Below are 22,363 nucleotides of genomic sequence, written 5' to 3'. Positions count from 1 at the left end.
TAGATTACAAGGGGAGAATAGGAATGAGCAGCGGTGCGGCGACTGATACACAAATGGTCATAATAACTGGGATGTCGGGAGCAGGGAAAACAGTGGCGATCCAGAGTTTTGAGGATCTTGGCTTTTTCTGTGTGGATAACCTGCCTCCGACTCTGCTTCCGAAATTTCTTGAACTGATGAAGGAATCAGGGAATAAGATGAATAAGGTTGCACTGGTCATGGACCTTCGCGGCAGGGAGTTCTTTGATCATCTATTCAAGGCGCTGGACGATTTGGCCGAAACTTCATGGGTGGCTCCGCAGATTTTGTATCTGGATGCGGATGACTCTACATTGGTCAGGCGCTACAAGGAAACGCGGCGTTCCCATCCCCTTGCTCCGTCAGGTTTGCCTCTTGAAGGCATCAAGCTTGAAAGGGAGCTTCTGGAGGAGCTGAAGGGGAGGGCCCAGCTGATATATAAAACATCAAACATGAAGCCGCGGGAGCTGAGGGAAAAAATCCTTGATCAGTTTTCAGTCAACCGGAAGACGACGTTTACCGTCAATGTAATGTCATTTGGCTTTAAGCATGGCCTGCCGATAGACGCAGATCTTGTGTTTGATGTACGATTTCTGCCGAATCCCCATTACATCGAGAGCATGAGGCCGAAAACCGGCTTGGATGAAGATGTGTCGACATATGTACTGAAATGGAATGAAACCAATAAATTTCTCGAAAAGGTTACAGATCTGCTGAGCTTCATGCTCCCTCACTATAAGCGCGAGGGCAAGGCCCAGCTGGTGATCGCGATTGGCTGCACAGGCGGCCAGCACCGTTCTGTAGCCCTAGCTGAGTATATTGCCCGCTTTTATGAAGCGGATTACCATACACATATCACTCATCGCGATATCGAGAGGAGAAAGGATAAAACAACATGACAGGTACAGAACAGCCTAGAATCGTCATCATAGGGGGAGGCACAGGGCTCCCGGTCCTCCTGCGCGGTTTGAAGAAGCATCCTGCAGATATCACAGCCATCGTGACGGTGGCTGATGATGGCGGGAGCTCGGGCCGCCTCCGGAATGAACTGCAGATTCCTCCCCCTGGGGATATTCGAAATGTTTTAGCTGCACTGTCTGATGTGGAGCCGCTCATCGAGGAAATGTTCCAGCACAGGTTCAGCACCGCGAATGAGCTTTCCGGCCATTCACTCGGCAACCTGATCCTTGCTGCCATGACCTCGATCACAGGCAATTTCACTCATGCCATCCAGGAAATGAGCAAGGTTCTCAATGTTAGGGGAAAGGTTCTCCCGGCTGCAGACCAGAGTGTCGTCCTCCATGCTGAGATGGAGGATGGGACAATTGTTTCAGGAGAATCCAAGATTCCATACTCAGGGAAAAAAATTAAAAAAGTCTTCCTGAGCCCTGAGGATGTCAATGCCCTGCCGGAGACCATCCAGGCCATCAGGCAGGCGGATCTGATCATCATCGGGCCTGGCAGCCTTTATACAAGCATACTTCCAAACCTCCTTGTTCCGAACCTGGGAAGAGAGGTCTGCAATGCGAAGGCCAAAAAGGTCTATATCTGCAATCTGATGACGCAGGCAGGGGAGACGCTTGATTTTACGGCGAGCGATCATGTAAAGGCCATATATGACCATATGAACTGTTCTTTTATCAATACGATCCTTGTCAATAAGGAAGATATTCCGGAAAAAGTACAGGAGCGGTACAGCGAGGAGCTGGCCAAGCCTGTCCATTATGATGTGGCCAACCTGCAGGGGCTGGGCCTCGAGGTTGTTCACGGCGAAATCGTCAGCCTGGACGGCGGCGTTATCCGCCATGATACACAGGAAGTAGCAGATATTTTATTTTCTTTACTAATAAATGAAACCAGCAAGCGATATAAAGCGTAAATATAAATGTGCAAGCGTTTGTCTGGGCGGGGGGTGAAGGTATGTCTTTCGCTTCGGAAACGAAAAAGGAACTAACCAACCTTGAAGTTAAAGACTGCTGCGGCAAGGCTGAATTATCAGCGCTTATTCGGATGAACGGATCACTCTCTTTTTCCAGCCGGAAACTAATTGTGGATATCCAGACAGAGAATGCCGCCATAGCGAGAAGAATTTATACACTGACGAAAAAGAATTACACCGTTCAAGTGGAGCTGCTTGTACGAAAAAAGATGCGCCTGAAAAAGAATAATGTCTATATTGTAAGACTGGCGCAGCAGGCGCAGGAAATACTCGCCGACCTGAAGATCCTGAAAGAGGGATTTGATTTTACCCATGATATTTCAGAGGAGCTTGTGAAAAAGAAATGCTGCAAGCGCTCCTATCTGCGCGGCGCCTTCCTTGCCGGCGGCTCGGTGAACAACCCTGAAACATCATCTTATCACTTGGAAATTTTTTCACTATACAAAGAGCATAATGATTCTTTGTGTGAATTAATGAATACATTTGGATTGAACAGCAAGACACTTGAAAGAAAAAAAGGCTATATCACGTATTTGAAGGAAGCCGAGAAGATCACCGAATTCCTGAACATCATCGGTGCCCACGGAGCGCTGCTGCGCTTTGAGGATATCCGGATTGTCAGGGATATGAGGAACTCTGTGAACAGGCTTGTAAACTGCGAGACCGCCAATCTTAATAAAACAATCGGCGCGGCTCTCAGGCAGGTCGAGAATATCCGTTATATCAAGGATACTGTCGGCCTTGATATACTCCCGGAAAAGCTCAGGGAAATTGCAGAGCTTCGGGTAGCCTATCAGGATGTAACCCTGAAGGAGCTTGGGGAGATGGTGTCAGGCAGCCATATCAGCAAATCAGGCATTAATCACCGACTTAGAAAAATAGATGAAATAGCAGAAAAACTGCGTTTAGGTGAATCCATAACAGGCAATTAGAAATAAGATAATATGGGAGGTTAGAGAGAAATGGTTGAAAAACAAGTGGAAGTAAAGCTGCGGACCGGCCTGCAGGCCCGACCTGCCGCCCTGTTTGTCCAGGAAGCAAACCGCTTTTCTTCAGATATCTTTTTGGAGAAGGACGGAAAGAAGGTCAATGCGAAGAGCATCATGGGCCTTATGAGCCTTGCAGTCAGCACCGGCTCTGTTGTAAACCTGGTGGCTGATGGAAGTGATGAAGAGGAAGCACTCGAAGAGCTTTCGCAATATATCCAGCAGGAAAGCTGAAAAAAAACTGAAAAGGCACCCTGAGCATTTGTGCAGGGCGCTTTTTCTTTGTTTAACACCATAATCTCTTTAACCACAAAAAAGAGGGCTGAACCTGTCAGCCCTCTTGCTCTCTTTACTTGTCTTTCTTTTCTTCCAGGACATTGCGGCTGATGATCTGGTCGATCAGGCCGTATTCCAATGCTCTCTCAGCTGTCATGAAGTTGTCGCGGTCAGTATCCTTAGCGATCACTTCAAGCGGCTGGCCTGTGCGTTCTGAAAGAATTTGGTTGAGCTTTTCGCGAAGGAAAAGAATGCGCTTTGCGGCAATTTCGATTTCTGTTGCCTGGCCCTGAGCTCCGCCCAGCGGCTGATGGATCATGACTTCACTGTTTGGAAGGGCAAAACGCTTGCCTTTCTCGCCTGCTGCCAGAAGGAATGCACCCATGGAAGCGGCCATCCCGATGCAGACTGTGGAAACCTTCGGACGGATGTACTGCATCGTATCATAAATCGCCATACCGGCAGTGATGCTGCCGCCAGGGCTGTTGATGTACAAAGTGATATCCTTTTCAGGGTTTTCTGCTTCCAGGAATAGCAGCTGAGCTACAATGGAGTTTGACACATTATCATCGATCGCACTACCAAGCATGATGATGCGGTCTTTCAGAAGGCGTGAATAAATATCGTATGCGCGCTCGCCCCTGTTTGTCTGTTCAATAACTGTAGGGATTAAATTCATTTGTCAGTTCCTCCTTCAAGATAAAGATCCAACATACAACGGATTAAAGCATGTTCTTCCATAAGAAGAAATATTTTGGGTTCTGTATGTAATCATTATGATACACTGATGGTCAATAAAGGTCAAACAAATCGCTTATGGAAATCCAATATATGCTGCAATCATTTTATTCTCTCTTTAGCAGGATATACCTGCTTAATGCGGTATAATAATTGCATTGATAAAAATTTCCTTATCCATAACCATCATACCCACCTCTTCTATTTTTAAACAAAGGAAGCTGAAAATTGAAGTGGGGATACGGGCATGTAAATTAATGCTGGAGGCTGCGATTTTGTCTAAAAAAAAGAAATCATTTTTTCATAATAAGCTGCGGCTTGCAGGGCTGGGCCTGATCATCCTGGCACTGGCCGGATATGCTGCCTATAATTATACTTCACTAGGAAAGGGAGAACGGGCTGCGGAAGAAAGGTCAGCTTCGTCCAAAGGGGAAAAGGACTTGAAAAAGCTGTTCCCGGGCAATATGGAAGAATCAGCTGTACAGCAGGCCATCCATGATATGAGCCATCAAAAGGTGAAAGCGGAAAATAAATGGGGCGCACTGCAGATCACTCCTGACAGGATCAGCAGGCTGATCTATGTGGTGGAAGCCAATGAAATGAACTACCAGCATTCAGATTTATACCTGGATATCCTTAAAAGATGGAGTGAGGGCGACTTTTCGTCTGCAGCCAGGGACCATAACAGCATCTGGAAGCTCCAGGGCGGTACTGTCGGGGAAGCCAAAGGACTCCTGAGCGAAAAAGAGGAACAGAAGTATATCGAGAAAAACTTTAAATAAAATCGGCCGCTATAGTCAATTATTGTTTAACCATTGACAAAAAGCGGCCGGCTTTAGTATTATATACTAGTGTCTTATAGAAGACCTGTATGATTTGCCCTCGTGGTGCAACGGATAGCACGTAAGATTCCGGTTCTTGAGATGTGGGTTCGATTCCTGCCGAGGGCGTACCAAAAGCCTCCTGCCTGTTATAGGGCTGGAGGCTTTTTTTTCGTTTGAAAGATGCTTTACATCTTCGCGGGATGAACATCATGGAATCACCTGCCATAGTCCGGAATGCGAAAAGCTTCTGCTTTCTTTATATATATTCCCATTCACCATTCCCCTTCCATCATGTAAAATAGAAGAAGGGGGAATGTGCAATGAACATGAATGCAGGTTTATTTCAGCAGCAGTCGCTTAAATTGGCGATGACACAGGAGTTGTCCCAGGCGATTGCGCTCCTTCAATATTCTGCGCTTGAGCTTACGGCCTTTTTGGAGAGCAGGGCGCTTGAAAATCCCCTTATGCAGATAGAGACAGAAAATGTAAGGGCGATGGATCCGCGCCGCGACAGAGTCAGAGGCGCAAGCAGCAAGCTGAAAAAGGATGACAGATCGTGGATCGAGCAGATCAGGGCAAAAGACAATCTGCTTGAGGATTATTTGATCTCACAGCTTGAAATTAAATATATATCTCCTCTGATGGACAAGATCATCAGAAGGATTATTAAAAGTATAGATGAAAACGGTTACTTGCGTGAAAGTGTCACAGAAATTGCGGATGAGCTCTGCGTCAGTGAAGGTGATGCCGCTGAAGCACTCGCAGAGCTTCAGCTTCTGGAGCCGGCGGGCATTGGGGCGCGGACACTGCAGGAATGCCTCCTTTTGCAGGTGCAGCGGCTTTTGAGCCCGGATGATCTCGCTGAAGTGATCATGGAAGAGCATTTCGAATGGTTCGCCGATAAAAAGTGGAAGCAGCTGGCTTCGCTCCTTGGTGTGGAGCTGAAGGATATCCAGCGTGTCTCCGATTTAGTCAGAACGCTCAATCCAAGGCCTGCAGCGGCTTTTTCAAAAGAAAGTGCAGGCTATATTGTCCCTGATGTGGCTGTCAGCTGGGACGGCAGCTCTTTCCTGATAACCGTCCAGGATGAGCTGCTCCCAAAAGTCAGCTTTAACAGCCAGTATTATGAAAGCTTTAAAAGCACTGGCGACAAAGAGGTCAGAAAATACCTCCAGGACCGGTCGCAGGACTATAATTGGATTGTCCGCAGTTTGGAACAAAGGAAAGATACGATTAAAAAGGTTACAATGAAGCTGGTAGAAAAACAGCAGGATTTTTTCATTGAAGGGCCTGCAAAGCTGAGACCGATGACAATGAAAGAAATCGCGGATGAATTGGAAATCCATGAGTCGACAGTAAGCCGGACGGTCCGCGAAAAGTATGTCCAGACTCCTTTTGGCACATTTGAGCTGAAGACCTTTTTTACAAGCGCGGTAAAGACTACCGGAGCCGATGGTGCTTCGTCAGCAAGTGTGAAGAAGAAGATTGCTGCCATGGTAGAAGCTGAGGATAAACTGAAGCCTCTTTCTGACTCGGAGATCATGAGCATACTGGAGAAGGGGGATGCTATCGTCATTTCCAGGCGGACGGTTGCCAAATACAGGGACCAGCTGGGCATCCCCTCTTCAGCGAAACGCAAAAGATATGAATGAAGAAAGAAGGAAGTATAGTGAAAGATCGACAGATGCGATTATATACAAGAGAAGGCTGCCATTTGTGCGATAATGCAAAAAAATTAATCCTGGATCTTCAAGCAGAGCATGAATTTGAGCTTGAGGAAGTGGATATCAGCGCCAGCGATGATCTGACTGAACGGTACGGGCTTATGATTCCGGTCGTGGAACTGGATGGGGAAGAGGTCCAGTTTGGGCGGATTGATCAATTTACGCTATATGAAGCGCTTACAGCAAAAAACCGGTTCTAATCAGTTGAATTCGCAAATCACTCCTGCTAGAATGTAATTGTAACAGGGGTGATTTTTTTTGGTTCAAGCGGGACATAATATGTCTATGCGGGACAGAAATTGACCACGTTAGAACGTTCCTATGTGGAATACTTCTAAAAAAGGGGCATGCGATGGACTCATTGATCGATATACAAAAAAGATTATTGCCTGATTTACTTACTGTTATGCAAAAACGCTACCAAATTCTTCAGTACATAGGTTTTATGCAGCCGGTGGGCCGAAGAAGTCTGGCAGTGAGCCTTGGATCAACGGAAAGAGTGCTTAGAAGCGAGGTTGATTTCCTAAAGAATCAAAATCTTATCTCTGTAGCAAGTTCAGGTATGAACCTGACAGCCGAAGGCAAGGATTTACTGGAAAGACTTGAAAGCATAATGAGAGACATAACGGGTATAGACATACTGGAAGCAAGGCTGAAAGAAGTCCTTGGCGTCCGGCAGGTGATTGTGGTTGCCGGCAACAGCGATGAATCACCATGGGTGAAAAGCGAGCTTGGCAGGGCCTGTGCGGCCAGTATGAAACAGCGGCTTAAAGGGAAGAATACCGTTGCTGTAACGGGCGGATCGACCATGGCGGCCGTGGCTGAGATGCTGACGCCCAATCTCTTTGACGACGAATTGCTGTTCGTCCCTGCACGGGGCGGCATCGGCGAGGAGGTCAAAAACCAGGCGAATACCATCTGCGCCATGATGGCGGAGCACACAGCCTCCCGCCACAAATTCCTTCATGTCCCGGATCAGGTAAGCAAGACGATGTACGAGACAATCATGAAGGAACCCGTTATTAATGAAGTATTGAATCTGATACAATCCGCTGGAATGGTTTTACATGGAATTGGAGACGCTATAACAATGGCGGAGCGCCGTAAAACGACACCGGAGGACTTATTGAAGATTCAGGAGCGGAAAGCAGTAGGAGAAGCATTCGGCTATTATTTCGATGAAGCGGGCGAAGTGGTCCATAAAGTGCAGACCATAGGGCTTCAGCTCAAAGACCTGGCAGATATCGAACATGTTATTGCAGTTGCCGGAGGGTCTTCGAAGGCAAAGGCAATAAGGGCCTATATGAAACAGGCGCCGTCCTCAACGATCCTGATCACGGATGAAGGCGCAGCAAAACAGTTGTTAAAAGGGTAATCCCCTTTAATATAAAACTAACAAATATCCCTACTATCTAAAGGAGGAAATATTAACATGGCAGTTAAAGTTGGTATTAATGGATTTGGAAGAATCGGGCGCAACGTATTCCGCGCAGCACTTAAGAACTCAGAAGTAGAAGTTGTAGCGGTAAACGACCTTACAGATGCAAACATGCTTGCACACCTTTTAAAATATGACACAGTTCACGGCACACTTAACGAAGAAGTTTCTGTAGACGGAGATTTCCTGGTAGTAGGCGGCCAAAGAGTGAAGGTTCTTGCAGAGCGCAATCCTGCTCAGCTTGGATGGGGAGACCTTGGCGTTGAAGTAGTAGTAGAATCTACTGGACGCTTCACAAAGCGCGACGATGCAGCTAAACACTTAGAAGCAGGCGCGAAGAAGGTTATCATCTCAGCTCCAGCTTCTGACGAAGATATCACAATCGTTATGGGTGTTAACCATGACAAATATGATGCAGGAAGCCACCACGTTATCTCAAATGCATCTTGTACAACAAACTGCTTAGCGCCATTCGCTAAAGTATTGAACGACAAGTTCGGCATCAAGCGCGGTATGATGACTACTGTTCACTCATACACAAATGATCAGCAGATCCTTGACCTTCCGCACAAAGACTACCGTCGTGCGCGTGCAGCTGCTGAAAACATCATCCCAACTACAACTGGTGCTGCAAAAGCAGTTTCCCTTGTATTGCCTGAACTGAAAGGCAAGCTGAACGGCGGAGCTATGCGTGTTCCAACTCCAAACGTTTCTCTTGTTGACCTTGTTGCTGAGCTTGACAAAGACGTAACAGCTGAAGAAATCAACGCAGCATTCAAAGCAGCTTCAGAAGGCGACCTTAAAGGAATCCTTGCTTACAGCGAAGAGCCGCTTGTATCAAGCGACTACAACGGAAGCCCTGCTTCTTCTACTATTGATGCATTGTCAACAATGGTTATGGAAGGCAGCATGGTAAAAGTAATCTCTTGGTATGACAACGAGTCAGGCTACTCTAACCGCGTTGTAGACCTTGTAGACTACATTGCAAAGCAAGGCCTTTAATAGGTACGATTTAAAACAATAAATAAGCTATTGTTTGGTCCTGTATGAACTCCGGGAACCGAAGCTTTCCTTTAAAACCCTGTTTTATTGGATAAAAAAATAGCGAACATCTATAATGATGGGGAAAAGGGGAGCGGGAAACAATTCCCTCTCCCTTTTCTTTTGAACACTATCAGAAACTGGGAGGTCCTTTGCCGTGAACAAAAAAAGCGTAAAAGACATTGATTTAAAAGGTAAACGCGTTTTTTGCCGTGTGGACTTTAACGTGCCGATGAAAGATGGCTCTATTACGGACGAAACTCGCATCACAGCAGCTCTTCCTACCATTCAGTACTTGACTGAACAGGGAGCTAAAGTCATCCTTGCAAGCCACCTTGGCCGTCCAAAAGGCCAGGCAGTAGAAGAACTGCGCCTTACACCAGTTGCCAAGCGCTTATCAGAGCTGTTGGGCAAGGATGTAAAGAAAGCAGACGAAGCCTACGGTGAAGCTGTACAAGGGTTGGTTTCCGAAATGGCTGAGGGCGATGTTCTCCTTCTTGAAAACGTCCGCTTCTACCCTGGTGAGGAAAAGAATGATCCTGAGCTGGCAAAGGCGTTTGCAGAACTTGCGGATGTGTATGTAAATGACGCATTCGGCGCTGCCCACCGTGCCCATGCTTCAACTGAAGGCATTGCACACCATCTTCCGGCTGTTTCCGGCCTGCTGATGGAAAAGGAACTGGACGTTCTTGGAAAAGCGATGTCCAATCCGGAGCGCCCGTTTACGGCAATTGTCGGCGGAGCGAAGGTAAAGGACAAAATCGGTGTTATCGAAAACCTGCTTGATAAGGTAGATAATCTGATCATCGGCGGAGGTCTTGCTTATACGTTCGTTAAAGCACAAGGCCACGAAATCGGGAAATCCCTTCTTGAAGAAGACAAAATCGATCTTGCCGATTCGTTCATGAAAAAGGCAGAGGAAAAAGGCGTTAAATTCTATATGCCTGTCGATGTGCTTGTTGCGGATGATTTCTCCGAGGATGCCAATATTAAAGAAGTTTCCATTGAAGAAATCCCTTCAGACTGGGAAGCGCTTGATATCGGTCCGAAGACTCGTGCCATCTATCAGGATGTCATCAAATCAAGCAAGCTTGTCATCTGGAACGGCCCTATGGGTGTGTTTGAACTGAATGCATTTGCAGGCGGAACGAAAGCAGTAGCCGAAGCCCTTGCTGAATCCCAGGATACATATTCGGTAATCGGCGGCGGAGACTCTGCGGCTGCAGTCGAAAAGTTTGATCTTGCTGATAAAATGAGCCATATCTCAACAGGCGGCGGCGCTTCCCTCGAATTCATCGAAGGAAAAGAGCTTCCTGGTGTAACGGCTTTAAATGATAAATAAGCAAAAGAGTTGAAAGGATGTGCCGGAATGCGTAAATCAATTATTGCAGGCAACTGGAAAATGCATAAAACCCTGCCTGAAGCGAAAAGCTTCTTAGAGGAAATCAACGGCCTTGTACCTTCAAAGGAAGATGTTGATACAGTCGTTTGTGCTCCAGCTTTATTCTTAGAGCGACTTGTTGAAAGTGCAGAAGGCCATGACGTCGCAATCGGCGCCCAAAATATGCACTTTGAAGAAAGCGGTGCTTTCACAGGCGAAATCAGCCCGAAAGCCCTTCAGGACATTGGTGTATCTTATGTAGTGCTTGGTCACTCAGAGCGCCGTGAAATGTTCAACGAAACAGACGAAGCTGTTAACAAAAAGACTTTGGCTGCGTTCAACTACAACCTGACACCGATTGTTTGTGTCGGCGAATCGCTCGAACAGCGCGAAAACGGCGAAACAACTGAAATCGTCGGCAGCCAGGTGAAAAAAGCCCTTGCCGGCCTGACAGAAGACCAGGTGAAGCAGACTGTTATCGCTTATGAGCCTATCTGGGCAATTGGGACAGGCAAATCTTCCACTTCTGCGGATGCAAACGAAGTTTGCGCCCATATCCGCCAGGTGGTAGGCGAGGAGTTCTCAACTGCGGCAGCTGAGGCAGTCCGCATCCAGTACGGCGGAAGCGTTAAGCCGGAAAACATCAAAGAATACATGGCCCAGCCTGATATCGATGGTGCACTGGTCGGAGGGGCGAGCCTTGAGCCGAACTCATTCCTTCAATTACTGGAGGCAGGCAAGAATGAGTAAATCCCCAGTAGCACTGATTATCCTGGACGGATTCGCCCTGCGCGGTGAACGGATGGGAAACGCAGTTGCTCAAGCGAACAAACCGAACTTTGAGCGTTATTGGAACAAATATCCCCACTCTACCCTGCAGGCAAGCGGAGAAGCAGTCGGCCTTCCTGAAGGGCAGATGGGGAACTCGGAAGTAGGACACCTGAATATCGGTGCCGGAAGGATCGTCTACCAGAGCCTGACAAGGGTGAATGTGGCCATCCGTGAAGGCGAGTTTGAAAAGAATCAAACCTTTTTAGACGCAATTAACCATGCGAAGGAGAACGATAAAGCTCTCCATCTGTTTGGCCTTTTGTCCGACGGCGGTGTCCACAGCCATATCCACCACCTGTACGCCCTGCTGAAGCTTGCAGCTGATGAGGGACTGAAAAAGGTATATATCCACGGTTTCCTTGACGGCCGAGACGTCGGTCCGAAAACAGCCGAGAAATATATCAAAGAAGCACAGGAAAAAATCAAGGAATATGGAGTAGGCGAATTTGCGACCATCTCAGGGCGCTACTATTCCATGGACCGCGACAAGCGCTGGGACCGTGTGGAGAAATCCTACCGTGCGATGGTGTACGGAGATGGACCATCTTATTCCGATCCGCTTGATCTTGTCGAAGACAACTACAAAAACGGAATCTTTGACGAGTTCGTCATTCCATCCGTGATTACAAGGGAAAACGGTGAGCCGGTGGCAACGATTGAAGACAATGACTCAGTCATTTTCTACAACTTCCGCCCTGACCGTGCGATCCAGATTTCCAATACATTCACAAACAAAGATTTCAGATCCTTTGACAGGGGCCCAGGGCACCCGCAGAATCTGCACTTTGTCTGCTTCACCCACTTCAGCGAAACCGTTGACGGCTATGTAGCATTCAAGCCAAACAACCTGGACAACACGGTCGGCGAGGTTTTGGCCCAGAACAATCTTAAACAGCTGCGCATCGCTGAAACTGAGAAATACCCGCACGTAACATTCTTTATGAGCGGCGGGCGTGAAGAGAAATTCCCAGGCGAAGAACGGATCCTCATCAATTCGCCAAAAGTGGCAACCTATGATCTTCAGCCTGAAATGAGTGCATATGAAGTAACCGATGCCCTCGTGAAAGAAATAGAAGCAGATAACTTTGATGCTATCATCCTGAACTTTGCTAATCCTGATATGGTCGGGCACTCCGGAATGCTCGAGCCGACAGTGAAAGCAATCGAAACTGTGGATGAATGCCTTGGCCGCATTGTTGACCTGATCATTCAAAAAGGCGGTCATGCCATCATCACAGCTGACCATGGAAATGCAGACGAAGTTGTCACCCTTGAAGGCAATCCAATGACAGCACACACCACTAATCCGGTGCCTGTCATCGTAACAAAAGAAGGGGATGAGCTGCGCGAGGACGGAATCCTTGCTGATCTTGCCCCAACCATGCTTGACCTGCTCGGAGTTGAAAAGCCGGTTGAAATGACCGGTACAACGATTTTAAAAAAATAATTCCATTTTAAGGAGAGATTTTACTATGCCATTTATCCAGCACGTATATGCCCGCGAAGTATTAGATTCCCGCGGTAACCCAACAGTTGAAGTAGAAGTATTAACAGAATCAGGATTCTTTGGAAGAGCAATCGTTCCTTCAGGAGCATCAACAGGCGAGCACGAAGCAGTTGAGCTTCGCGACGGCGACAAGTCCCGCTACCTTGGAAAAGGTGTTCAAAACGCAGTGGACAACGTAAACAACCTGATCTCAGAAGCGATCATCGGCATGGATGTAACTGACCAAGTCGGAATCGACCGCACAATGATCGAGCTTGACGGTACTGAAAACAAAGGCAAATTGGGCGCTAACGCAATCCTTGGCGTATCCATGGCTTGTGCACACGCTGCAGCTGAATCTGTAGGCCTGCCATTATACCGTTACCTTGGCGGATTCAACGCGAAGCAGCTTCCAACTCCAATGATGAACATCATCAATGGCGGATCACATGCTGACAACAACGTTGACTTCCAGGAATTCATGATCCTTCCTGTAGGAGCTCCTACTTTCAAGGAAGCAATCCGCATGGGTGCTGAAGTATTCCACGCGCTTAAGAAAGTTCTTTCAGGCAAAGGCCTTAACACAGCAGTCGGCGACGAAGGCGGATTCGCTCCAAACCTTGGTTCCAACCGCGAAGCACTTGAAGTCATCATCGAAGCAATCAAGAGTGCCGGCTATGAGCCAGGCAAAGACATTCTTCTTGGCATGGACGTTGCTTCTTCTGAGTTCTACAACAAAGAAACAGGCAAATACGATCTTGCAGGCGAAGGCCGCACTGGCTTATCTTCAGAAGATATGGTTAACTTCTACGAAGAGCTGGTAAACGAATTCCCAATCCTTTCAATCGAAGACGGACTGGATGAAAACGACTGGGAAGGCCACAAGCTTCTGACTGACCGCATCGGCGGAAAAGTTCAGCTTGTCGGAGATGACCTTTTCGTAACTAACACTAAGAAGCTTGCACAAGGTATCGAGCAGGGCGTTGGCAACTCCATCCTGATCAAAGTGAACCAGATCGGTACACTGACTGAAACCTTCGAAGCAATCGAAATGGCTAAGCGCGCAGGCTACACTGCAGTTGTATCCCACCGTTCAGGTGAAACAGAAGATGCCACAATCGCTGACATCGCTGTTGCAACAAACGCAGGCCAAATTAAAACTGGTTCTATGAGCCGTACAGACCGCATCGCGAAATACAACCAGCTCCTTCGCATCGAAGACGAGCTTGGCGATCTGGCTGTATATGATGGACTGAAATCTTTTTATAACCTGAAGAAGTAATTCTTTTTGAGGGAGACACCAGCCTTTTGGGGCTGGTGTTTTTTTGGGTTTTGGTTTTTCGAGCTGATGCATGGTACCTGGTTGGAGTTTAGTGGCCGCGAGCAGGGCTAGTTGCTAATAAAATCTAAAAGTTGCTAATATATCCTGAAAGTTGCTAATAAAACAAAAAAGTTGCTAATAAATTTGAAAAGTTGCTAATATACGGAAAAAGTTGCTAATAAACGCTTTTTACCCATTCCACCAATCTGCTGGTGCGCTGTATTTGCGCCCTTTTCCTCTGCCTGAGACCACTAAATTTGAGCTTGCTAGTATATTTGAAGCTGTATGGACGGATTCCACCCCCGCAAACTCCCGAAATCCCCCATTCGTAATCTCCTTCCCAAACAAAAGGAAGTAGTCCTTCAAAGCTGCGATATGCGCTGACTTGTCCTTCAACCCGCATTTCGGGCAAAACCAAGTACCATATACCCTTATAACCGGAATATGGCCGCAGCCGCCGCAATGGACACCCATCCTCACATTCTCCCGGCTGACTCTCATCCTGGACAGAATATCAATTTTTTCAGGTGTATGGTGTTTGATCAACAATCTAGAGGTTTTTCTCAGCTCTCTCGCATCCAGGAGCGCTTGTTGATAGCGGCCGCTCAAGTCTTCTATCTTCCCAAGGAGGCGGTGGCTGTGGATGACCGTTCTGCTGATGGCTGGGGAGTTCGCTTTGAGGACAGTGGATGGTTTGCTGATAACAACGAGGGATTCGACGGGGAGAGGGATGCTGCGTTCCGCTAACCAGCGGGCCAGCTGTTTTTTATGATGTTCTGCCTGAGCGATCGGATCGGGGAAGCCTTCTTCTTTTTCATCCTGGGTGCGGATCATCTGGCTGAATTGCTTATCGAATACAAGGGTGCCAAGTATGTTTTTAACCTCCAGGATTAATGCAAAATGAGCATGCAGCACAAGTAGATCAATTTGAAAAAAGCTGCCGGACAGGCCGAGCCGCAGATCATGCAGTACCAGATACTCTTTTTCCGGCAGCATCTGCAAATAATAATCCAAAGACAATTCACCATAGTAGCCCGCCCAGCGTTTCGCAAGATCTTCCTTAACACGGTGCCAGTCAGGACTCCCTTCCTCCAGCCGGCGCAGCAGAGCTTCCAGGGCTAAAATCCGCTTTGGTACTGTTAATTCTTTAACAATCATATCTTCCTCCTTATAAATGTATTATTTAATTATTTCGTCCCCCATGTCCTGTCCTCCTTCTTGAGCTGCTAACTAAATCCCCCACACCCAATGCTCCTTCCTCCACGTGCTCCAATTCATCCGGCACCGTCCTTTCCCTTCTCAAATAACACCCGCTCAATCTTCCGCAAACCAACATTGCTATTGTCCAATCCGCCAAAATATGATAAATTAAGAATAATGTGATTGTACGTTTCAGGAGGTGGACTTCATGTACACATTATTAATTACGCTGTTGATTATTGTTTCAGTTGCTCTTATAGTTGTTGTACTTCTTCAATCAGGGAAAAGTGCGGGTCTTTCCGGCGCGATTTCAGGTGGTGCCGAGCAGCTTTTCGGCAAGCAAAAGGCGCGCGGGCTTGATCTTATACTCCACCGTGTGACGATTGTGTTATCTGTACTGTTTTTTGTTTTAACAATTGCTGTCGCTTATTTTGTAAAATAATAAAGCTGCTGCCTGGCCCAGAAGGTCAGGTTTTTTATTTGCCGCTGAACGGAATATTTTTCCTGCAGCTGCTGATAAGCCGTTTTAGTGGATTGTTGGGCGCGGCTTTGCTAAAAATAAGGAAGCTGAACTTATCAATGAAATCATTTACATAGCAAAAGGAGTTTTCAAAATGAAGATTGTTGCACCGAAACCATTTACCTTTGAAGGCGGAAAAAGGGCTGTCCTGCTTTTGCACGGCTTTACAGGCAATACTGCGGATGTCAGGATGCTTGGACGGTTTTTGCAGACCAAGGGGTATACCTGCCATGCGCCACAGTATAAGGGACACGGGGTGCCGCCTGAAGAGCTGGTCCATACCGGGCCTGAGGACTGGTGGAAGGATGTTATGGAAGGCTATGAGCTGCTGAAGGGACAGGGCTATGAAGAGATTGCAGTTGCCGGGCTTTCGCTTGGCGGGGTATTTTCCTTGAAATTAGGTTACACTGTTCCTATAAAGGGTATCGTTCCAATGTGTGCACCAATGTATATTAAGAGCGAGGAAGTCATGTATCAGGGCATCCTTCACTATGCCAGCGAGTATAAGAGGCTTGAAGGCAAATCCCCTGAGCAGATTGAACAGGAAATGGCTGAATTCAGGAAAACTCCGATGGAGACACTTAAAGCGCTGCAGGAGCTGATCGCCGATGTGAGGAATCATGTGGACATGATCTATTCCCCAACCTTTGTGGCTCAGGCCCGTCATGATGCCATGATCAATACCGACAGCGCGAACATCATCTTCAGCGAAGTGGAGAATGATAATAAAAAGCTGAAATGGTATGAAGAGTCCGGCCACGTCATCACATTGGACAAGGAAAAGGATCAGCTGCATGAGGATGTATATCAGTTCCTGGAATCGCTGGATTGGACTGTTTAAATCCTTTATTTAGGAGGGATAGCATAGATGGAAAATAATATTAAGCAAATCGTGGATAAGCTTCTCCACTTTATGAAAGATGAAGCATATAAGCCACTGACCGTCCAGGAGATGGAAGAGGCATTCGGAATCGAGGATTCTTCCGATTTTAAAGACTTTGTGAAGGCCCTTGTGGTCATGGAGCAGAAAGGGCTTGTTGTCCGGACACGGAGCAACCGCTACGGCCTGCCGGACAGGATGAATCTGATCAAAGGTAAGCTGTCCGGCCATGCAAAAGGCTTTGCTTTTGTCATTCCTGAAGAGCCTGGCCTTGATGATATCTTTATACCGCCGAATGAGACGAATAATGCTATGCATGGCGATATTGTCCTTGCAAGGGTTTCTTCTGAATCTTCCGGCCAGAGGCGTGAAGGGACGGTCGTGCGCATTCTCGAACGAGGTGTCCAGCAGATTGTCGGGACATATGTTGAAAGTAAAAATTTCGGCTTTGTGCTCCCGGACGACAAAAAGTTCACCAGCGATATTTTTATCCCGAAATCAGCTTCTAAAGGGGCAATAGAAGGACATAAGGTCGTTGTCAAGCTGACGACGTATCCGGAGGGGCGCAAGAGTGCTGAAGGGGAAGTCCTTGAGATCCTTGGCCATAAAAATGATCCAGGCGTGGATATCCTGTCTGTCATCCACAAACATGGGCTGCCGATGGAATTCCCGAAAGAAGTGCTGGAGCAGGCGAATGATACACCTGACAGCATTGATGAAAGTGAAATCAAGAACCGGCGCGATCTCCGCGACCAGACAATCGTCACGATTGACGGCGCTGATGCGAAGGACCTGGATGATGCGGTAACTGTTACTAAGCTTGAAAACGGAAACTATAAGCTCGGAGTACATATTGCCGATGTGACGTATTATGTGCGCGAGAATACACCGATCGATCAGGAAGCGGAAGAACGGGCGACAAGTATTTACTTGGTGGACCGGGTCATCCCGATGATCCCGCACAGATTATCCAATGGCATCTGTTCCCTTAATCCGCAGGTTGACCGCCTGACCCTTTCCTGTGAAATGGAAATGGACAGCTCCGGTGAAGTGGTTAATCATGAAATCTTCCAGAGTGTCATTAAAACGACAGAGCGTATGACTTATCATGACGTTAACAAGATCTTGACCGATAAAGACGAAGAGCTGATGAAGCGCTATGAGCCGCTTGTCCCGATGTTTCAGCTTATGGAAGAGCTGGCAGCGGTGCTCCGCAAGAAACGGATGGGCCGCGGCGCCATCGACTTTGATTTTAAAGAGTCAAAGGTTCTTGTTGATGAAGAAGGAAAGCCAAGTGATGTCGTACTCCGCGAACGTTCTGTGGCAGAGCGCCTCATCGAGGAATTCATGCTTGCAGCCAATGAAACGGTCGCCGAGCATTTCCATTGGATGGATGTGCCGTTCATCTACCGTATTCACGAAGATCCGAAGGAAGATAAGCTGAGAAGATTCTTCGAGTTTATTACAAACTTCGGTTACATTGTAAAAGGCACGGCAAACTCTGTGCATCCGCGCGCCCTCCAGGAAATCATTGAAGAGGTGCAGGGTACACCTGAGGAAATGGTAATTTCGACCGTCATGCTGCGTTCGATGCAGCAGGCGAAATATGATCCTGAGAGCCTCGGCCACTTTGGGCTGTCGACTGAGTTCTATACTCATTTCACATCACCAATCCGCCGGTATCCGGACTTGGTTGTCCACAGGCTCATCCGCACCTATCTGATTGAAGGCGATTTAAGCCAGGCGACAAGAGAGCGGATGAATTCAAGGCTTCCTGATATTGCCGAGCATTCCTCCAATATGGAGCGCCGCGCGGTCGAAGCTGAAAGGGAAACAGATGAGCTGAAGAAAGCAGAATATATGGCTGATAAAATTGGCGAAGAATATGATGGCATCATCAGCTCAGTTACAAACTTCGGCATGTTCGTCGAATTGCCGAACACGATTGAAGGTCTGATCCATGTCAGCTATATGACGGACGATTATTACCGCTATGATGAACGCCATTTCGCGATGATCGGCGAGAAAACCGGCAATGTGTTCCGGATTGGCGACGAAATTACAGTACGCGTCATTAATGTCAACAAAGATGAGCGCTCCATAGATTTTGAAATCGTCGGCATGAAAGGCCCCCGGAAGCGTGATGATCGGGATGCGCCGCGAGTGTTCAAGACGGGCAGCACAGAAAAGAAGCCGCGCAGAGGCAAAGCAGGCGAAGGCCCAAAAGGACGCAGCGGCAGCTCGAAAGGCAAAAGCGGCGGACCTGCCCGGAAAGAGAAAAAGCACTTTGAAAATGCGCCAAAAGCCAAGCGTAAGAAAAAGAAACGCTAAAAAGCTGGAACCCGGAGAGCCATCCAAGTGGCTCTCCTTTCCGATATAGGGTCATGATTGTTGCTGGGAGAGATTTTTGTTAAAATCAGTGTAAGAGATTGAGGGGGAAATTCATATGCCAAAGGGAACGGGCAAGGTTATCGCCCAAAATAAAAAAGCGTATCATGATTATTTTATAGAAGACACCTATGAAGCGGGAATCGTCCTGCAAGGTACAGAGATTAAGGCTATCCGGGCAGGAAGGGTGCAGCTGAAGGATTCTTATGCAAGGATCATCAGCGGGGAGGTATTCCTGATCAACATGCATGTCAGCCCTTATGAGCAGGGAAACCGGTACAACCATGATCCGCTCAGAACCAGGAAACTGCTGCTTCATAATAAAGAAATCAGCAAGCTGATCGGCGAAACAAAGGAAGCCGGCTATTCTATCGTACCGCTGAAAATGTATTTGAAAAATGGTTTTGCGAAAGTTTTGATCGGCCTGGCCAAGGGTAAAAAGAATTATGATAAACGCGAAACCTTGAAAAAGAAAGAAGCAGGCCGGGATATTGAGCGGGCATTCCGCGAACGGCAGAAAATGTAAATCCAAGACTTAACAATTGATATCCGTGCTGTATATGATATAATAAGTATTGTAGCAGCGATGCTATCTGACTTACGCTCTTCTATTTCGAGCGCTCCTGGCGTCAAACCGAGTGGCAGAATAAGATTCGCACCGGCTCTCAGCGGAAATGATGCGTTATGCACATTGCCCAATATGGGGACGTTACGGATTCGACAGGGATAGTTCGAGCTTAGGTTGCGAGTCGAGGGGATCGGCCTCGTTAAAACGTCAAAGCCTATAACTGGCAAACAACAAAACAACTTCGCTCTAGCTGCCTAATAGCGCTAAGCGGTTCCTCCCTCCATCGTCCATGTGGTAGGGTAAGGGACTCACTCTAAGTGGACTACGCCGGATTCCACCGTCTGAGGATGAAGGAAGAGAACAACCAGACTAGCTGCACGGACGCCTGTCAGCAGGCATAAGATGCAGCGAAACGCAAATATGCTGACTACACTCGTAGAAGCTTAAGTGGCGATGTTTCTGGACGTGGGTTCGACTCCCACCGTCTCCACCATACATACTTTGGTGGATTAAATCTTAAATTACGAAGCCTGGATTTTCCTGATGGAAGATTCAGGCTTTTTTATTTGCTTAAAAAACCTCCATATATACCTTCTTCGCATAAGAAAACACATGCCAATTTCCTTATAAACGCCCTCAAGATAATGGTCGTTCATGTATATGACTCAATAAAATAGAGAAAATTATCCATTAAATTGGTAAGAAATGCTTATATTTTAACAAATCTGTATTATTATACAAGAGAGATATAAAAAATTTTGTTTGAAAGGGGAACTTATCTTTGACTTTTTATTCCATCCTGCTTACAGTGCATATCATTGCCGCAGTGTGCGGCCTTGGCGCTGCTTTTGCGCAGCCCATCATTTCAAAGGCTCCAAAAACGGTTTCACAGGCTAGGCTTTGTATTTCAATCAATGAGAGAGTAGAGAAGCTCGCAAAATACGGGAGTATTATACTATTGATCACCGGTTTGATTTTTGGAGCTTTGAATCCTGCTTTATTCAAACAGGTCTGGTATATCATTTCCATCATAATCTTTATATCTGTTCAGCCGATTGTAGCAGCAGTACTGCCGAAGAAAGTCAAAGCACAGCAGGAGCTTCTTGCTAATCATGAAGGCAAGGACGAATCACTGCCTGACTCTTACCACCGCATAAACAAAGAACAGCAGCCATTCACCTTATATACACACTTAGCAGCAGTTGTTTTGATTGTTCTAATGGTAATGAAGCCATTTTAATATGAGCTGACCGCGGATAAATCATTTCTATTTTGCTGGATTTATTGCTATTCTACAATAAAAGATAATCCAGGACGTGATAGTTTGAATATTTTTGGAAGCAATCTTGGGAAAAAAATTAAAGATTTAAGAGTTTCAAGAGGGCTTAAGCAGAGTGAACTGTCTGAAGGCATCTGCACACAGGCGCAGATCAGCAAGATTGAGCGGGGGGATATCATCCCGCTTTCTTCCACTCTTTATCTTATCGCCCGGAGGCTTGGAGTGGATATTTCCTATTTTTTCGGGATGAACGGCATTGCCAGCAATGAGTATGTTGAAGAAGTAATGACACAGCTGTATAATGCCCGGAAAAAGCTGGAGTATGACCAGGTAAGGGATATTGTTAAAGTCGAGGAAAAGAATCCTAGAATTCTGGAAAATCCCGAATACCATCAGGTGCTTCTCTGGAATAAAGGAATCTACACCTTTTACTTGGAAAAAGATTTTGAGAGAAGTATTTCAATATTGCAGGAAGCGATTGATCTTACCCATAAAAATGCTTCGATCTGGACGGAATCCGAGCTCGAGATTTATATCAGCATGGGCATTTTCCACTATGATATAAAAGAATTCCAGCAGTGCTATGATTTGCTGAAAAAAGCGTCTCAGGTTATTAAAGAGCTGCCGCAGCTGCAAAATAAGGATTTGAAAACTAAAGTACTGTATAATCAAGCAAGAAGCTTATGGGCCCTTCAACAATATAAAGAGGCAATAGAGTGCTGCTATAAAGGCATTAACTGGTGCGTGAAGGCGAATCTGCTGGACTATTTAGGGGAGCTCTATTATTATCTGAGCATAAGCTATGAAGGCTTAAAAGAATACAATCAGGCGATTGAGCACTATGATATAACGATTAGCATTTTTAAAGCGCAGAAGGATGATAGATTCGTTTCTTTCATTGAAGGCAAAATCGAGAATATTAATAAGTCAGTGAAGAAATCTTAGCAGAAAAGGACCTGCCCTCCCAGCAGGTCCTCTTCTATTATGAGCGCAATCCTTTATTCCAAGCCTCTGCCTTTGCCAGCGCAATCTGGTCTTCCTTCACCTCGCCGGGCTTGACGCCTGCGCCGATGATATAGTCTGCAAATTCCATGCCGACAAATTCAAATATGTATTCAAATTGCTGGATGAGCGGCAGTCCCTTGATTTTTGCGCTTGTGCCGCCTGTTACGGCTACATAAGCTTTTTTTCTGGCAAGCTCTTCTTTTAAATTGAAGCGCTCGTCGCGAAGATACTGTGACCATCTGTCAAAAAAATTCTTCATTGGGCCGCTCATACCATACCAGTACAGGGGAGTAGCAAACAGGATGACATCATGGCTGAAAATCAGCTCAATCAATTCGTCATAGTCATCGTGGACCGGATCAAAGCCGCCTTCAGCATGGCGCTGGTCGTGGATGGCTTCAATATGCTTATCAGCCAGGTGAACAACAGTATGGTCTGTTCCTTCAAGAATTTTTCCTGCCAAATATTCTGAGTTGCCATTTTTGCGGGTGCTTCCCAGCAAGCATAAAGTTTTCATCGT

22 protein-coding genes, 1 tRNA gene and 1 other RNA gene are annotated in these 22,363 nt (G+C 46.7%); 21 read left to right on the top strand and 3 right to left on the bottom strand.

Translation table 11 applies throughout. The features are described from left to right. Positions 1 to 23 precede the first annotated feature (23 nt). The 4 genes from rapZ to N288_RS20085 are packed head-to-tail and all read left to right on the top strand — an operon-like array spanning position 24 to position 3,177. Positions 24 to 917 (top strand): RNase adapter RapZ, encoded by an 894-nt coding sequence (rapZ, locus tag N288_RS20100; RefSeq protein WP_009793065.1) that lies wholly within the window; start codon positions 24 to 26, stop codon positions 915 to 917. After that, positions 914 to 1,897: a gluconeogenesis factor YvcK family protein gene (locus tag N288_RS20095; RefSeq protein WP_009793066.1), complete on the top strand. Its 984-nt coding sequence runs from the start codon at positions 914 to 916 to the stop codon at positions 1,895 to 1,897. Before rapZ ends, N288_RS20095 begins: the two co-directional genes overlap by 4 nt. A 41-nt stretch (positions 1,898 to 1,938) precedes the next feature. After that, positions 1,939 to 2,889: a DNA-binding protein WhiA gene (whiA, locus tag N288_RS20090; RefSeq protein WP_009793067.1), complete on the top strand. Its 951-nt coding sequence runs from the start codon at positions 1,939 to 1,941 to the stop codon at positions 2,887 to 2,889. A 30-nt stretch (positions 2,890 to 2,919) separates the two neighbouring features. After that, positions 2,920 to 3,177: an HPr family phosphocarrier protein gene (locus N288_RS20085; protein ID WP_009793068.1), complete on the top strand. Its 258-nt coding sequence runs from the start codon at positions 2,920 to 2,922 to the stop codon at positions 3,175 to 3,177. 115 nt (positions 3,178 to 3,292) lie between these two features. Here N288_RS20085 and clpP read toward each other — a convergent pair whose 3' ends face one another. Beyond that, complete coding sequence (gene clpP / locus N288_RS20080; protein WP_009793069.1) at positions 3,293 to 3,898, bottom strand: ATP-dependent Clp endopeptidase proteolytic subunit ClpP; 606 nt, start codon at positions 3,896 to 3,898, stop codon at positions 3,293 to 3,295. Between the two features lie 334 nt (positions 3,899 to 4,232). Here clpP and N288_RS20075 point away from each other — a divergent pair, with 334 nt between their 5' ends. The 10 genes from N288_RS20075 (at position 4,233) to eno (ending at position 13,964) form a co-directional block, all read left to right on the top strand. Continuing rightward, positions 4,233 to 4,739, top strand: a complete 507-nt coding sequence (locus N288_RS20075) for a DUF6241 domain-containing protein (RefSeq protein WP_022544379.1) — start codon at positions 4,233 to 4,235, stop codon at positions 4,737 to 4,739. Positions 4,740 to 4,835: 96 nt separating this feature from the next. Continuing rightward, a tRNA-Arg gene (locus N288_RS20070) sits at positions 4,836 to 4,907 on the top strand. A gap of 194 nt (positions 4,908 to 5,101) precedes the next feature. Further along, complete coding sequence (gene rpoN / locus N288_RS20065) at positions 5,102 to 6,433, top strand: RNA polymerase factor sigma-54 (RefSeq protein WP_009793072.1); 1,332 nt, start codon at positions 5,102 to 5,104, stop codon at positions 6,431 to 6,433. A 17-nt stretch (positions 6,434 to 6,450) separates the two neighbouring features. Further along, on the top strand, positions 6,451 to 6,705 hold the full coding sequence (locus N288_RS20060; RefSeq protein WP_224949684.1) for a glutaredoxin family protein: 255 nt from the start codon (positions 6,451 to 6,453) through the stop codon (positions 6,703 to 6,705). Positions 6,706 to 6,857: 152 nt separating this feature from the next. Further along, positions 6,858 to 7,880 carry a sugar-binding transcriptional regulator gene (locus N288_RS20055; RefSeq protein ID WP_009793074.1) on the top strand — a complete coding sequence of 341 codons (1,023 nt, stop codon included), beginning with the start codon at positions 6,858 to 6,860 and terminating at the stop codon, positions 7,878 to 7,880. A 57-nt stretch (positions 7,881 to 7,937) separates the two neighbouring features. Further along, the gene (gene gap / locus N288_RS20050) at positions 7,938 to 8,945 is read left to right on the top strand and encodes a type I glyceraldehyde-3-phosphate dehydrogenase (RefSeq protein ID WP_009793075.1); all 1,008 of its coding nucleotides are present in this window, start codon (positions 7,938 to 7,940) and stop codon (positions 8,943 to 8,945) included. Between the two features lie 196 nt (positions 8,946 to 9,141). Beyond that, positions 9,142 to 10,326 carry a phosphoglycerate kinase gene (locus N288_RS20045; protein ID WP_009793076.1) on the top strand — a complete coding sequence of 395 codons (1,185 nt, stop codon included), beginning with the start codon at positions 9,142 to 9,144 and terminating at the stop codon, positions 10,324 to 10,326. A 27-nt stretch (positions 10,327 to 10,353) separates the two neighbouring features. Then, on the top strand, positions 10,354 to 11,115 hold the full coding sequence (gene tpiA / locus N288_RS20040; protein WP_009793077.1) for a triose-phosphate isomerase: 762 nt from the start codon (positions 10,354 to 10,356) through the stop codon (positions 11,113 to 11,115). Further along, positions 11,108 to 12,643 (top strand): 2,3-bisphosphoglycerate-independent phosphoglycerate mutase, encoded by a 1,536-nt coding sequence (gpmI, locus tag N288_RS20035; RefSeq protein WP_009793078.1) that lies wholly within the window; start codon positions 11,108 to 11,110, stop codon positions 12,641 to 12,643. The genes tpiA and gpmI overlap by 8 nt, the downstream gene beginning before the upstream one ends. 25 nt (positions 12,644 to 12,668) lie before the next feature. Further along, on the top strand, positions 12,669 to 13,964 hold the full coding sequence (eno, locus tag N288_RS20030) for a phosphopyruvate hydratase (protein ID WP_009793079.1): 1,296 nt from the start codon (positions 12,669 to 12,671) through the stop codon (positions 13,962 to 13,964). A gap of 228 nt (positions 13,965 to 14,192) precedes the next feature. Here the strand turns inward: eno and N288_RS20025 are convergent, their stop codons facing one another. Continuing rightward, the gene (locus N288_RS20025; RefSeq protein WP_009793080.1) at positions 14,193 to 15,161 is read right to left on the bottom strand and encodes a nuclease-related domain-containing protein; all 969 of its coding nucleotides are present in this window, start codon (positions 15,159 to 15,161) and stop codon (positions 14,193 to 14,195) included. A gap of 250 nt (positions 15,162 to 15,411) precedes the next feature. On the opposite strand from N288_RS20025, the gene secG reads away from it, so the two are divergent. From secG to N288_RS19995, 7 genes are all read left to right on the top strand, one after another. Beyond that, positions 15,412 to 15,645 (top strand): preprotein translocase subunit SecG, encoded by a 234-nt coding sequence (gene secG, locus N288_RS20020; protein ID WP_009793081.1) that lies wholly within the window; start codon positions 15,412 to 15,414, stop codon positions 15,643 to 15,645. Positions 15,646 to 15,817: 172 nt separating this feature from the next. Continuing rightward, positions 15,818 to 16,564: an alpha/beta hydrolase gene (locus N288_RS20015; RefSeq protein ID WP_009793082.1), complete on the top strand. Its 747-nt coding sequence runs from the start codon at positions 15,818 to 15,820 to the stop codon at positions 16,562 to 16,564. Positions 16,565 to 16,591: 27 nt separating this feature from the next. Continuing rightward, positions 16,592 to 18,934, top strand: coding sequence for a ribonuclease R (gene rnr / locus N288_RS20010; RefSeq protein ID WP_009793083.1), 2,343 nt, complete (start codon positions 16,592 to 16,594; stop codon positions 18,932 to 18,934). 115 nt (positions 18,935 to 19,049) lie between these two features. After that, a complete protein-coding gene (smpB, locus tag N288_RS20005; protein ID WP_009793084.1) occupies positions 19,050 to 19,517 on the top strand; it encodes an SsrA-binding protein SmpB in 468 nt (155 codons plus the stop codon). Between the two features lie 176 nt (positions 19,518 to 19,693). Further along, positions 19,694 to 20,052, top strand: a transfer-messenger RNA (tmRNA) gene (gene ssrA / locus N288_RS24890). Positions 20,053 to 20,340: 288 nt separating this feature from the next. Then, positions 20,341 to 20,799, top strand: coding sequence for a DUF2269 domain-containing protein (locus tag N288_RS20000; RefSeq protein WP_009793086.1), 459 nt, complete (start codon positions 20,341 to 20,343; stop codon positions 20,797 to 20,799). 84 nt (positions 20,800 to 20,883) lie between these two features. Then, complete coding sequence (locus N288_RS19995; protein ID WP_009793087.1) at positions 20,884 to 21,783, top strand: helix-turn-helix domain-containing protein; 900 nt, start codon at positions 20,884 to 20,886, stop codon at positions 21,781 to 21,783. A gap of 37 nt (positions 21,784 to 21,820) precedes the next feature. On the opposite strand, the gene N288_RS19990 is transcribed toward N288_RS19995, so the two are convergent. Further along, entirely contained in the window at positions 21,821 to 22,360 is a 540-nt protein-coding gene (locus N288_RS19990) for a flavodoxin family protein (RefSeq protein WP_009793088.1), read from the bottom strand. Positions 22,361 to 22,363: the final 3 nt, after the last annotated feature.

Origin of the sequence: Bacillus infantis NRRL B-14911 (genome assembly GCF_000473245.1) — a bacterium.
Taxonomy (GTDB): domain Bacteria; phylum Bacillota; class Bacilli; order Bacillales; family Cytobacillaceae; genus Bacillus_AB; species Bacillus_AB infantis.
This window is presented reverse-complemented; position numbering and strand designations above follow the sequence as displayed.